General features: G+C 65.4%; 15 protein-coding genes and 1 pseudogene. 7 read left to right on the top strand and 9 right to left on the bottom strand.

Annotated elements, in window-relative coordinates:
- Nucleotides 1-217: 217 nt before the first annotated feature.
- The 3 genes from moaB to ACE10Z_RS09400 all read right to left on the bottom strand — a co-directional run bounded on the left by moaB (nt 218) and on the right by ACE10Z_RS09400 (nt 2,138).
- Nucleotides 218-781 carry a molybdenum cofactor biosynthesis protein B gene (gene moaB, locus ACE10Z_RS09410; RefSeq protein ID WP_375787674.1) on the bottom strand — a complete coding sequence of 188 codons (564 nt, stop codon included), beginning with the start codon at nt 779-781 and terminating at the stop codon, nt 218-220.
- A 151-nt stretch (nt 782-932) separates the two neighbouring features.
- A complete protein-coding gene (locus ACE10Z_RS09405; protein ID WP_375787673.1) occupies nt 933-1,865 on the bottom strand; it encodes a neutral zinc metallopeptidase in 933 nt (310 codons plus the stop codon).
- A 96-nt stretch (nt 1,866-1,961) separates the two neighbouring features.
- Nucleotides 1,962-2,138, bottom strand: a complete 177-nt coding sequence (locus ACE10Z_RS09400; protein ID WP_375787672.1) for a hypothetical protein — start codon at nt 2,136-2,138, stop codon at nt 1,962-1,964.
- Between the two features lie 108 nt (nt 2,139-2,246).
- On the opposite strand from ACE10Z_RS09400, the gene ACE10Z_RS09395 reads away from it, so the two are divergent.
- The 3 genes from ACE10Z_RS09395 (at nt 2,247) to ACE10Z_RS09385 (ending at nt 4,698) form a co-directional block, all read left to right on the top strand.
- Nucleotides 2,247-3,380, top strand: a complete 1,134-nt coding sequence (locus tag ACE10Z_RS09395) for a site-specific DNA-methyltransferase (RefSeq protein ID WP_375787671.1) — start codon at nt 2,247-2,249, stop codon at nt 3,378-3,380.
- A gap of 170 nt (nt 3,381-3,550) precedes the next feature.
- Nucleotides 3,551-3,877 carry a hypothetical protein gene (locus ACE10Z_RS09390; RefSeq protein ID WP_375787670.1) on the top strand — a complete coding sequence of 109 codons (327 nt, stop codon included), beginning with the start codon at nt 3,551-3,553 and terminating at the stop codon, nt 3,875-3,877.
- A gap of 134 nt (nt 3,878-4,011) precedes the next feature.
- Nucleotides 4,012-4,698, top strand: coding sequence for a glutathione S-transferase family protein (locus tag ACE10Z_RS09385; protein WP_212315537.1), 687 nt, complete (start codon nt 4,012-4,014; stop codon nt 4,696-4,698).
- A gap of 66 nt (nt 4,699-4,764) precedes the next feature.
- On the opposite strand, the gene ACE10Z_RS09380 is transcribed toward ACE10Z_RS09385, so the two are convergent.
- From ACE10Z_RS09380 to ACE10Z_RS09370, 3 genes and pseudogenes are all read right to left on the bottom strand, one after another.
- Nucleotides 4,765-4,860, bottom strand: coding sequence for a DUF1127 domain-containing protein (locus ACE10Z_RS09380; protein ID WP_375787669.1), 96 nt, complete (start codon nt 4,858-4,860; stop codon nt 4,765-4,767).
- A pseudogene (locus ACE10Z_RS09375) lies at nt 4,861-4,908 on the bottom strand (hypothetical protein); the annotation flags it as partial.
- Between the two features lie 37 nt (nt 4,909-4,945).
- Nucleotides 4,946-5,389 (bottom strand): nuclear transport factor 2 family protein, encoded by a 444-nt coding sequence (locus tag ACE10Z_RS09370; RefSeq protein ID WP_375787668.1) that lies wholly within the window; start codon nt 5,387-5,389, stop codon nt 4,946-4,948.
- Between the two features lie 151 nt (nt 5,390-5,540).
- On the opposite strand from ACE10Z_RS09370, the gene ACE10Z_RS09365 reads away from it, so the two are divergent.
- Nucleotides 5,541-6,455, top strand: coding sequence for a LysR family transcriptional regulator (locus tag ACE10Z_RS09365; protein WP_375787667.1), 915 nt, complete (start codon nt 5,541-5,543; stop codon nt 6,453-6,455).
- Nucleotides 6,456-6,623: 168 nt separating this feature from the next.
- On the opposite strand, the gene ACE10Z_RS09360 is transcribed toward ACE10Z_RS09365, so the two are convergent.
- Nucleotides 6,624-7,244 carry a glutathione S-transferase family protein gene (locus ACE10Z_RS09360; protein WP_375787666.1) on the bottom strand — a complete coding sequence of 207 codons (621 nt, stop codon included), beginning with the start codon at nt 7,242-7,244 and terminating at the stop codon, nt 6,624-6,626.
- 172 nt (nt 7,245-7,416) lie between these two features.
- On the opposite strand from ACE10Z_RS09360, the gene ACE10Z_RS09355 reads away from it, so the two are divergent.
- A complete protein-coding gene (locus tag ACE10Z_RS09355) occupies nt 7,417-8,682 on the top strand; it encodes a flavin-dependent oxidoreductase (RefSeq protein ID WP_375787665.1) in 1,266 nt (421 codons plus the stop codon).
- A 142-nt stretch (nt 8,683-8,824) separates the two neighbouring features.
- Here ACE10Z_RS09355 and ACE10Z_RS09350 read toward each other — a convergent pair whose 3' ends face one another.
- Nucleotides 8,825-9,244 carry a PaaI family thioesterase gene (locus ACE10Z_RS09350; protein ID WP_375787664.1) on the bottom strand — a complete coding sequence of 140 codons (420 nt, stop codon included), beginning with the start codon at nt 9,242-9,244 and terminating at the stop codon, nt 8,825-8,827.
- 68 nt (nt 9,245-9,312) lie between these two features.
- Nucleotides 9,313-10,419 carry an A/G-specific adenine glycosylase gene (gene mutY / locus ACE10Z_RS09345; RefSeq protein WP_375787663.1) on the bottom strand — a complete coding sequence of 369 codons (1,107 nt, stop codon included), beginning with the start codon at nt 10,417-10,419 and terminating at the stop codon, nt 9,313-9,315.
- 170 nt (nt 10,420-10,589) lie between these two features.
- On the opposite strand from mutY, the gene ACE10Z_RS09340 reads away from it, so the two are divergent.
- Both ACE10Z_RS09340 and ACE10Z_RS09335 read left to right on the top strand, forming a co-directional pair.
- Nucleotides 10,590-11,069, top strand: a complete 480-nt coding sequence (locus ACE10Z_RS09340; RefSeq protein WP_375787662.1) for a DUF721 domain-containing protein — start codon at nt 10,590-10,592, stop codon at nt 11,067-11,069.
- Nucleotides 11,070-11,191: 122 nt separating this feature from the next.
- The gene (locus ACE10Z_RS09335) at nt 11,192-11,848 is read left to right on the top strand and encodes a DsbA family protein (protein ID WP_176533148.1); all 657 of its coding nucleotides are present in this window, start codon (nt 11,192-11,194) and stop codon (nt 11,846-11,848) included.
- Nucleotides 11,849-12,019 lie beyond the last annotated feature (171 nt).

Raw genomic sequence — 12,019 nt, 5'->3', positions numbered from 1 at the left:
CGCCGCGAATCCGGGCGGCGCGTGACGGCCGAGCTCATCATTCCATGCGCTTGAGCTAGCGAAATCTGGACTGCGTAGCCCGGATGGAGCGAAGCGCAATCCGGGAACCGCGGAAGAGACTGCCCCGGATTTCGCTTCGCTCCATCCGGGCTACGGAAGCTCAGCCTTTGAGATTCCGGGTTCATGCGCGCCCCGGAATGGCGTGGAGAGAGAATTGCTACGCGCTCGCGCCCTTCGCCTTGGCGCGGCGCAGGTGCTCGTCCAGCCGCGGCATGATCTCGACGAAATTGCAGGGCCGCGTGCGGTAGTCGAGCTGCGCGGCCAAAATGCCATCCCAGCCGTCGCGGCAGGCGCCGGGTGAGCCGGGCAGGCAGAAGATATAGGTCGCACCCGCAACACCGGCGGTGGCGCGGCTTTGGATCGTCGATGCTCCGATCTTGGCATGGCTCAGCATGTGAAAGGCGATCGAAAAGCCGTCCATCCGCTTCTCGAACAGCGGCTCGACGGCCTCCGGCGTCACGTCGCGTCCGGTAAAGCCGGTGCCGCCGGTGGTGATGACGGCATCGACGCCGGGATCCGCGATCCAGCGCCGGATCACCGCGCGGATCGCCTCGACATCGTCGGTGACGATCTCGCGCGCCGCGAGCTTGTGGCCGGCCGCGGTGAGACGGTCGGCGAGCGTCGTGCCCGACTTGTCATCCGCCAACGAGCGGGTGTCGGAAATCGTCAGCACCGCGATGTTGAGCGGGATGAAGGTTTTGGATTCGTCGATCGAGGACATTCTATCTACCTCATGTCCCGGACGCGGTGCAGCGCGCTAGCGCTGCTCCGCAGAGCCGGGACCCATCAACCTGCGATCTCACTCCACGATGGGCCCCGGACCAGCAGCGCATCACTTGGTGCTGCGCTGCATCCGGGGCACGAGAGCGTCGCTACCCGCCTCCGAACGTGTTGCAGGCCTGCACGGTGCCCTGCTGGTAGCCGGTCATGAACCATTGCTTGCGCTGCGCGGCGGAGCCGTGGGTAAAGGAATCAGGCACCACCCTGCCCGTCGCCTGCCGTTGCAGCGTGTCGTCGCCGATCGCGTTCGCCGTGGTCAGCGCAGCGTCGATGTCGCCGGCCTCAAGGAAGCCCGGCCGCTTCTTCTCCTCGCGGTTGACCCAGACGCCGGAGAGACAATCGGCCTGCAACTCGACCTTGACCTGAAGCGCGTTGGCCTCGGCCTTGCTGCCGGCCTGCTGCTGCAACCGGTTCACGCGCGGAATGATGCCGAGCAGGTTCTGGATGTGATGGCCGGCCTCATGCGCGATGATATAGGCCGCGGTGAACTTGCAGGCGTTGCCCGAGCAGCCGCGGAAGCGCGTCTCGACCTCGCGGAAGAAGCCGGTGTCGAGGAAGATGGTCTTGTCCGGCGGGCAGTAGAACGGTCCCATCGCCGACTGCGCCATGCCGCAGCGGCCGCCATTGGTGGCGTTGCGGAACAGCACGATCTTCGGACCGGTGTAGGTCTGGCCGCTGGCCTGGAAGATTTCGCTCCATCGATCGTCGATCTCGCCGAGGATGCCGGCGATCATGCTGCCCATCTCGTCGGTCGGCGCGCCGCGCTTGGCCTGCCCGCCCGACGACTGCCGATCGGTCTGATAGGTCGGCGCCTGCCCGCCGCCGGTGAGAATCTCGGCGCCGCCGATCAGGATGCGCGGATCGATGCCGAAGGCATAGCCGAGCAGGCCGAGCACGATGACCGTGCCGATGCCGAGCCCGCCGCCGCCCATCGGAATTCCGAAGCCGCCACCACCGCCGCCGCCTCCGCTGTCGTCGCGACGGTCTTCGATGTCGTCGCTGCGGCGGAAATCATCATAGCGCATGGCGGTTTCCCTTCATTCCAGTCGGCGCCCCAATGCGGGACACTCCAACCTAAAATTTCCATTCTGTTAATCAATATCCTGCCCGGCAAAAATTGCCTAGTCGTTAGACGTGCATCCTTCGGGCTGCGGACCACTGCAAGCAGCGGCCAATTTACCGGCCGAATCGTGCCGGTTTGATGATCCGCAAAATTTTTCGGCGAACGCGCTGATGTTGCAGCACAACGCAAACGACAATGCGCCATGCCGTTCGAAAGCTGCTGCAATCTTTTGCATGAACATTTCCAATTAAGTCGATTTTTACTTTGCCGGGTCAATGTGGCGCCAGTCGGTTGTTAAGTCCCGCGTCGCCGACAGCGTCGCCTGAGTCAGAGTTCTTGAGTCATGGTAGTGTCGCGTCGCGGGGCGTCTGCAAGGGCGCCCCGCACTAAATTTGAGAGTGCCCCGTCGAGCCACATCGTCATTGGCGATTGCGTGGCCGAGTTGTCGAAGCTTCAGGCCGGCTCGGTCGACCTGGTCTTCGCGGATCCTCCCTACAATCTGCAGCTCAAGGGCGATCTCAAGCGCCCCGACGAATCGCATGTCGATGCCGTCAACGACGACTGGGACAAGTTCTCGTCGTTCGCTGCCTATGACGATTTCACCCGCGCCTGGCTGCTCGCCTGCCGCCGCGTGATGAAGCCGTCGGCAACGCTCTGGGTGATCGGCTCCTATCACAATATCTTCCGCGTCGGCGCGATCATGCAGGACCTCGGCTTCTGGCTCCTGAACGACATCGTGTGGCGCAAGTCCAATCCGATGCCGAACTTCCGCGGCCGCCGCTTCACCAACGCGCACGAGACCATGATCTGGGCCGCGCGCGACGAGAAGGCAAAGGGCTACACCTTCAACTACGAAGCGCTGAAGGCGTCCAATGAGGACGTGCAGGCGCGCTCCGACTGGCTGATCCCGCTGTGCACCGGCGAGGAACGCCTCAAGGGCGACGACGGCAAGAAGGTCCATCCGACGCAGAAGCCCGAGCAGCTGCTCGCCCGCGTGCTGCTGTCGTCGTCGAAGCCCGGCGATCTCGTCATCGATCCGTTCAACGGCACCGGCACCACCGGCGCCGTGGCCAAGCGCCTCGGCCGCAACTATATCGGCTTCGAGCGCGACCGGACCTATGCCGCTGCCGCCGAAGCGCGAATCGCCGCGATCGAGCCGCTGCCGGCCGAGACCTTGGCGCCGTTCATGACCGCGCGCGAGGCGCCGCGGGTGGCGTTCTCCGAACTGATCGAACGCGGCATGATCGTCCCAGGCGCGAGGCTGGTCGATGCCAAGAAGCGTCATGGCGCACTGGTGCGCGCCGACGGCGCCATCATGCTCGGCGACAAGGTCGGCTCGATCCACCGCATCGGCGCGGTCGCGCAAGGCTCCGGCGCCTGCAACGGCTGGACCTTCTGGCACGTCGAGACCAAGACGGGCCTGCGGCTGATCGACGAACTGCGCGCCGAGATCCGCTCCGAGATGGCGGTGGGCTGAGGCCCGCCGCGCGATCCGGATTATCCTTCCTTCGTCATTCCCCGATGCGCAATTGCGCATCGGGGAATGACGAGGTCGATGACGCCGTCTTGAACATGGCCCGCCTTGTTGCGCCGCGGCGGCCGGCCTACACTGACCTCCGTCACTTGCCCGTTTCGATTGGTCGCCCGATGCGAAGACAATCCGAGACCTTGCTGCTGGTGCCGCTGTTGCCGGTCTTCCTGCTCGGCATGTTTCCGATGCTGCTGATCGGCCTGCTCGGATTCTTCGGCCTGATCATTTTCGGCATCCTGCTGGTCTGCGTCGGCCTGACGCTCGCCCTCGAGGCGCACGGCGAATTCAATGAAGGCGTCATCGTGCACGGCTATGCCCGCGGCTCCGAGCGCGCGACGCAGCTTTCCAACCTGCACGCCGCGACCCGCTCCGCCGCCGTGCTGGACGTCGCGGGCGTCGCGCTGATCGTCGCGGGTATCCTGGGCTTCTTCTGGGCCGGCTGATCAGCGCGCCACGCGACCCTGATTCACAAACTCGTCGCTTGCGCATTGCAGCGAATTTTGCGCATGAGGGGCCAAGCGGCCGTTCCCCGCCGCGTCCCGATCTCGCCGGTCACAAGAACCAAGGGAGTCCCTTCATGATCAAATTCTATTTCAATGGCGCGCCGAACCCGAACAAGGTCGCCCTGTTCCTGGAAGAATCCGGCCTGCCGTTCGAGGCGATCCCGGTCGACACCCGCAAGGGCGAGCAGTTCGCGCCGGAATTCCTCAAGGTCAATCCGAACGGCAAGGTGCCGGCGATCGACGATGACGGGGTGCTGGTGTTCGACTCCAACGCCATCCTGCTCTACCTCGCCGAGGAGAACGGCAAGTTCCTGCCCGCCAACACGCCGGCCAACCGCGCCGCGACGCTGTCCTGGCTGATGTTCATCGCGACCGGGCTCGGCCCGTATTCCGGCCAGGCGGTGCACTTCAAGCATTTCGCGCCGAAGGATCTCGACTACGCCAACAACCGCTACCAGTACGAGGCGCATCGCCACTACAAGATCCTCGACGATCACCTGGCGAAATCGCGCTACATGGTCGGCGACAGCTACACGATCGTCGACATGGCGTTCTGGGGCTGGGCGCGGATGGCGCCGTTCATCCTCGGCGAGGAAGGCTACGCCAAATATCCGAACGTGAAGCGGCTGGTCGACGAGATCTCGGCGCGGCCGGCGGCGGCGCGCGCGATCGCGCTGAAGGACAAGCACACCTTCAAGACCGAGATGGACGATGCGGCCCGCGACATCATGTTCGGCCACCTCAAGTCGAAGGTGGCGTAAGCCATCCCTGAACGCTGCGCAGGGTGGGCGCGCTTGCGCGTTGCCCACCCTGCCCATTTTCGCATCTTACGGCGGCCAGTAGAGCCCGCCGTTGTCGTACCGGCCATGATGCGAGATGTCGGCGCGGCAGACGCCGATGTCCTGCAGCTCACGTTCACTCATGGCAGCAAGCTGCCGCCATGCACGCCGGTTCCCACGCCGCTGCCGGATCCAAGCCCGCGCTGCCGCGACCGCAGCCGTCAGTGCTTCAACCCGCCGCGCGAACCGCGGCCGCCGGAAACGGACCGAGCGCCTTCTCGGTCAGCACCGAGTCGCAATATTCCCGGATTTCCTTGATCCGGCCGCCGTCGAAGCGAAACACCAGGCAATAGTCGTTGTCGTAGCGTTGGCCTTCCTTGGTGAGGTTGTTGCCCTTGGCCTCGACCGCGACGATGTCGCCGTCGGCGATGAAGCGATGGGCGATGGTGCGGCCGCGCTCCACCAGCCTGGAGCGGACGTGGCCGTGCAGGTCGTTCATGATCGATTGCTTGCCGGTGAAGGTGCGCGACCAGGAATATTGCCCGGTCACGGTCCAGATCGCGTCGTCGGCGAGACTGGCCATCAGCAGCGATTTCTCGCGCACCGCGGGATCGGGATCGCCTGCGATCGCGAATATCTCCTGCACCAGTTTCTTGTTGTCGGCTGCGCTCATGGCGCGTCTCCTTGTGATGGATTGGCTCTGATTTCAGGCATTTCCTCACGCGAAGCGCTATTTGCTGCGCGTGAGAACGCCTCGCCTCCCAATCATGCGGCGCCGGCGCACATTCTTCCAATCGATAGGTGGTATGATATATATTCACCTGATGAATTTGAATTCGCTTGACCTCAACCTGCTGGTCGCGCTCGACGCGCTGCTGCGCGATGCCAATGTCAGCCGCGCCGCGATGCGGCTCAATCTGTCGCAGCCGGCGACCAGCCACGCCTTGCAGCGGCTGCGCGACCTGATCGGCGATCCGCTGCTGGTGCGCAACGGCGCGCGGATGGAGCTGACGCCGCGGGCACAGGCGCTGCGCTCACCGCTGGCACAGGCGCTCGACCAGGTGCGCACACTGTTCGTATCCGATGATTTCGACCCCGCGCGCAGCGAGCGGCATTTCCGCCTGATGATGCCCGACCTAGCGGTCGAGCTGCTGATGCCGCGGCTGATGGAGAAGGTGACGCAGCTGGCGCCGAACGTCACCATCGACGTGGTGCCGTGGCGGAGCTCGGCGATCTTCACGCCCGACTTCGCCCGCACCATCGATCTCGTGATCTCGATCGGCAATTCCTTCAAGGGATTTCACCGCCAGCGGCTCTACACCGACATCGATGCGCTTGCGGTGCGGCGCGGCCATCCCGCCGGTGTCAAACTCAGGAAGCGCGAGGCATTCCTCGCCGCGCGGCATGTCGCCGTGATCATCCGCGGCCAGAACGAGGATCTGATCGACACCTGGCTGCGCGCCAAGGGCATCCAGCGACGGATCGCGCTGGTGGTGCCGGGCTATATCGAGGCGCTGCACGTCACCGCGCGCACCGACCTCGTCGCCTTCGTGCCGCGCCGGCTGATCTCCGCGCTGGCGAAACAATTATCGCTGATGACGGTGACGCCGCCGCTCGATCCCGGCATCGACGAGCAGCACATGTTCTATCCGACACGGGCCCAGATGGATCCCGGTTCGATCTGGCTGCGCCGGCTGATGCTGGAGACCGGACGGGAGCTCGAGACGCGGAAGGTGTAGCGATGCGCTCTCTCCACACGTCGTCCCGGCGAAGGCCGGGAGCCATTACCACAGGGTTGCGTTGTGAGAGTGAGCTGCGGCCCCAGCGTTGCGCCACAACGAGCATTGGGGTTATCTGTCCCGGGTCGCGCTGCGCTTGCCCGGGACGACACCGAGTTATTGGCGGCCTTACACCTTCTGCTCGGCCAGCACCTTCTGCACCGCAGGGCGGCTCTCCATCGCGGCGCGATGCGCCTTCACCTTGGGCAGGGTCGCGATGTCGACGCCGTCGCCATCGAGCCAGAGGGTGAGCGTATAGAGATAGGCGTCGCCGACCGTGTAGCTGTCGCCCATCACCCACGGGCCCTTCAGCATGTCGCGCTCGATCAGGTTGAAGCAGGCGCCCATGGTCTTCGGGACCATCGACTTCATGTCGGCGAACGATGTCTCCTGCGTCGCCCAGCGCGCGCCGCGCATCTTGTGGGCGTGGCAGACATGCACCGTCGAGCAGAGGTAGGAATTGAAGGCCTGCAGCCTGGCGAATTCGAAGGCGTCGTCGAACGGCGCGAGCTTCGCCTGCGGGTAGGTCTGTGCGATGTAGGCCAGCATCGCCGGCGTCTCGGTCAGCACGCCGCGGTCGGTCACTAGCGACGGAACGCGGCCCTTCGGATTGATCTTCAGATATTCCGGGCTGTTCTGCTGGTTGATCTTGAAATCGAGCCGCTCGACCGAATAGGGCGCGCCGGCCTCGGCCAGTGCGATGTGGGACGCGAGCGCGCAGGTGCCGGGGGCGGTATAGAGCTTGAGCATGTCGTTGTCCTCTGCGGGCCTTGTCGGTTCGTTGCGAACCCGGCCTGGCTTGTTATGAGATGCGGCGGACGTTAGCGGCAGCACCCCTTGCCGTCCACCCCGCGCAGCGCCGTGGACCTTGCCCGCAGCGGGGCCGCCATGCGATGACGATGGCCAATCGAGAGGGCTTTTCATGACTGTGCTGATTGCAGGTGGCGGAATTGGCGGGCTGACCCTGGCGCTCAGCCTGCACCAGATCGGCGTGCCCTGCCGCGTCTTCGAGAGCGTGCCCGAATTGCGGCCGCTCGGCGTCGGCATCAATGTACTGCCGCATGCGGTGCGCGAATTGATCGAGCTCGGCCTGCACGACGTGCTCGACGCATCAGCGGTGCGGACCCGCGAGCTCGCCTATTTCTCCAAGCACGGCAGGCCGATCTGGAGCGAGCCGCGCGGGCTCGAGGCCGGCTATAAGTGGCCGCAGTTCTCGATCCATCGCGGCCGGTTGCAGCAGCTGCTGCTCGATGCCGCGACCGAACGGCTGGGCGCTGCGAACATCCTGACCAGCCATCACCTCACCGGCTGGACCGAGACTGCGGACGGCGTCCGCGCAGACTTCATCGACAAGGCGACCGGCAAGCCCGCCGGCAGCCATGACGGCGCGGTGCTGATCGCCGCTGACGGCATCCATTCGGCGGTGCGCGAGAAGCTTTATCCGCAGGAAGGGCCGCCGATCTGGAACGGCCGCATCCTGTGGCGCGGCATCACCCGCGGCAATGCCTTCCTGACCGGCCGCACCATGATCATGGCCGGCCACGAGACCCTGAAATTCGTCTGCTATCCGATCTCGAAGGAGGCCGGCGCCGACGGCAAGTTCGACATCAACTGGGTTGCCGAGCGCCACATGCCGCCGACCTATCAGTGGCGTCGCGAGGACTATAACCGCACGGCAAAGCTCGACGAGTTCCTGCCGTGGTTCGAGAGCTGGAATTTCGACTGGCTCGACGTGCCCGGCCTGATCCGGAACTGCCCGCATGCCTACGAATATCCGCTGGTCGATCGCGACCCGATTCCGCAATGGACCTTCGGCCGCGTCACGCTGATGGGCGACGCCGCGCACCCGATGTACCCGATCGGCTCCAACGGCGCCTCGCAGGCGATCCTCGATGCGCGCACGCTGACGCGTGAGATTTTGGCGCATGGCCCGACGCAAGGGGCGCTCGCAGCATACGAGGCCGAGCGGCGTCCGGCGACGACCGATCTCGTGATGCTGAACCGCCGCAACGGTCCGGAACAGGTGATGCAGCTGGTCGAGGAGCGCGCGCCCAACGGCTTTGGCGTCGTCACCGAGGTGCTGTCGCAGCAGGAGCTGGAAGACATCGCCGCCAACTACAAGCGCGTCGCCGGCTTCCAGGTCGAGGGGCTGAACGCCAAGCCGCCGATCGTGCAACGGGCGGGCTGACGCAGCTCTCTACCCGTCATCCTGAGGAGCCGCGAAGCGGCGTCTCGAAGGATGCACGGCCCGTCTGGTGGCCGCCGCCCCTTCGAGACGCGCGCGATGCGCGCTCCTCAGGGTGACGGGACATGCTTGAGCGCAAGCCGCCCTACCGCAACGCCCGCGCCGCTTCCACCAGGCGGATGCTGCTGCTCGCTGTGGCGAGCAATGTGCCGTCCGCAGCGGTCAGCCGGCCCTCGACAAAGGCAATCGTCTTGCCAAGCTGCGTGACCGTCGCCTCGCCGGTGATCGGTCCGGGCTTCGCCGGTGCGAGGAAGTTGACGGTCATCGTGATGGTCGTGGTGAACAGCCTGCCCTCGGTCACGATGAACACCGCCGGCCCCATCGTGTCGTCGAGCATCGCCGAGAGCATGCCGCCCTGGATGAAGCCGGCCGGATTGCAGAAATCTTCCTTGCCGTCGAACACGATCCTGATCCAGCCGTCCTGCGGACGTGCGTCAGCCACGCGCCAACCCAGCAGCTTTGCGACTGGCGGCATCGGGATGCGGTCGAGTGCGGTTGCGATCATGGCGGCCTCCGTTTCGGACGTCGTAGCCGAGACCTGCTGCCAGCATGGTGTCAGCAGGTCGTCTCCCCTTAGATATCCAGCCCGTGCGCGATGGCCTTGCGCATCACGTTGGGAAACGCCTCACCATCCAGCGTCGCCACCGGCACCCAGCGCATGCCGTCCGGCGCGCGAGTCCGCGGCGGAACATTGGCCGTGTAGACCACGAGCTCGAGCGGAAAGTGCGTGAACACATGGGTGACGACGCCGGTCTTGCGGTGCCAGCGCGTGACGCCCTTGAGCTCCGGCGCCTGCGCCAGCGCGGCGGCATCCTCTTGCCCGGCAAGCCATTGCGATCCCGGCACCTCGGTCATGCCGCCGAGCAGGCCCTTTTCCGGGCGCGAACGCACCAGGAGCTCGCCGCCGCGCGTCACCACGAAGGCGGCTCCGCGGCGCAGCGTGCCGCTCTTCTTCGGTGCCTTGCGCGGAAACGTCTCCTGGTCGCCGCGCGCGCGGGCTGCGCAATCGTCATTCAGCGGACACAATGCGCAGGCCGGCTTCTTCGGCGTGCAGATGGTGGCGCCGAGGTCCATCAGTGCTTGCGCGCTGTCGCCGGCGCGAGAGTTCTCGTCGCCGGCGCGGGACGGGCCGAGCAATGTCGCGGCCATCTCCTTGATCAGCGGCTTGGCTTGCGGCAGCGCCTCCTCGATGGCGTAGAGCCGACTGACCACGCGCTCGATATTGCCGTCGACGGGCATGGTGCGGCGGTCGAACGCGATCGCGGCAATCGCCGCCGCGGTGTAGGGCCCGATGCCGGGCAACGCGCGCAGCCCCTCCTCGGTGTCCGGAAAGACACCATGGTTGTTCAGCACCGCAACCGCGCAGGCATGCAGGTTGCGCGCGCGCGAATAATAGCCGAGCCCGGCCCACATCCTGAGGACATCGTCGAGCGCGGCGCGGCCAAGTGCGGTCACGTCGGGCCAGCGCGACAGGAATTTCTCGAAATAAGGTCCGACCGCCCTGACCGTGGTCTGTTGCAGCATGATCTCGGACAGCCAGACGCGGTACGGATCGGCCCGCTCCCCCGCCTCTGCACGCCACGGCAGCCGCCGGCGATGCCGGTCATACCAGGCCAGCAGCCGCGCCGGGCGGTTGGTTTGGTCGGACAACTTCGCTTTGGCGGCGGCGCGAGAGCTCATGGGCCTACTTTAAGGTCACGGGACCAATCTCTCCACGTCATGCCCGGGCTTGACCCGGGCATCCACGTCTTTCTTTGTGGTGTCAGTCCAGACGTAGATGGCCGGGACAAGCCCGGCCATGACGGCTGGAGCGTTCCTTACGCGAACTGCAACATGCTATAACCCCTCCCATGCCCAGACCCGGCCCGATCAGCGCAAAGCCCCTGTCGATCCTGCTCAGCGACGTCTTCACCGACGCCTATGCCAAGCAGGGCTTTGCCGCGCGCGAACTGGTGACGCGCTGGACCGAGATCGCTGGCGAGCGGATCGCGGCCTATTGCGAGCCGCTGAAGATCCAGTGGCCTCGGCCGGTCGAGGGCCAGCCGCAGGAGCCGGCCACGCTGGTGCTGCGGGTCGAGGGGCCGATGGCGCTGGAGATCCAGCATTCCTCCGACGTCATCCTGGAGCGGGTGAACCGCTTCTTCGGCTGGCACGCAGTCGGCCGCCTGACGATCCGCCAAGCGCCGCTTTCGCGCCGCGGCCGCCCCGCCCGGCCGCGCCAGCCAGACGCCGAAGCCGTGGCCCGGGAGGCGGCAAATCTTGACGCCGTCGAGGACGACGATCTGCGCGCCGCGCTGGCCCGGCTGGGTGCCTCGATCAAGCGAAATTGACGCTTTTCGCAGGCACGGCCGCAAGACCCCGGCATTGCCACAATGGTCGTTTCAAGCTAGCGAAGGCTTCTTTTCGGGACCCCCTTCAATCTGGCGTGAATGCGCCAATCCGGGAGCTGACCTTGATCATCACGCGCCGCGCTTTCACCACCGCTCTCTCGCTGACCGGGCTTGCCGCCCTCGCCGGACTGTCGCCGCTGCGCCTGATCACGGACGCGTTCGCGCAGACCGCCGCCGAGGTCGCCAAGCCGCAGTCGCTGCCGGACATGGGGCTCGGCCCGCAGGACGCCAAGGTGACGATCATCGAATACGCCTCGATGACCTGCCCGCACTGCGCCAATTTCAACGAGACCGTGTTCCCGAAGATCAAGTCGACCTACATCGACTCGGGCAAGGTCCGCTACGTGTTCCGCGAATTCCCGCTCGACATCAAGGCCGCCGCCGGCTCGATGCTGGCGCGCTGCATCGCCAAGGACGACGCGCCGAAATTCTTCGCGGTGATCGACCTCCTGTTCCGCCAGCAGAACGACTGGGTGGTCAAGAACACCACCGAGACGCTGACGCGGATCGGCAAGCAGGCCGGCCTCAGCCAGCAGCAGGTCGAGGACTGCCTGAAGGATCAGACGCTGCTCGACAAGATCGCCGCCGACCAGAAGTACGCCAACGAAGTGCTGAAGGTGAACTCGACGCCGACCTTCTTCGTCAATGGCGAGATGCTGAAGGGCGAGACCTCGTTCGAGGAGTTCAGCAAGCACATCGACCCGCTGCTGAAGAGCTGATCAGGCCCCTGCGAATCTGACGTCCTCGTGCCCGCGTTCGAGTCGCGGCACGATAATTGTGGATGATTTGCGATCACCGCATGCGGCCGTCGCATAATTTGGTTGTTGAAAACCTGATTCGCGCGATGCGAATCTTCGAGGACATGCAGGGAGCATGAAACCCCTGCAAAT

This window comes from Bradyrhizobium sp. Pha-3, assembly GCF_042258615.1.
In the GTDB taxonomy this organism is placed as follows: domain Bacteria; phylum Pseudomonadota; class Alphaproteobacteria; order Rhizobiales; family Xanthobacteraceae; genus Bradyrhizobium.
This window is presented reverse-complemented; position numbering and strand designations above follow the sequence as displayed.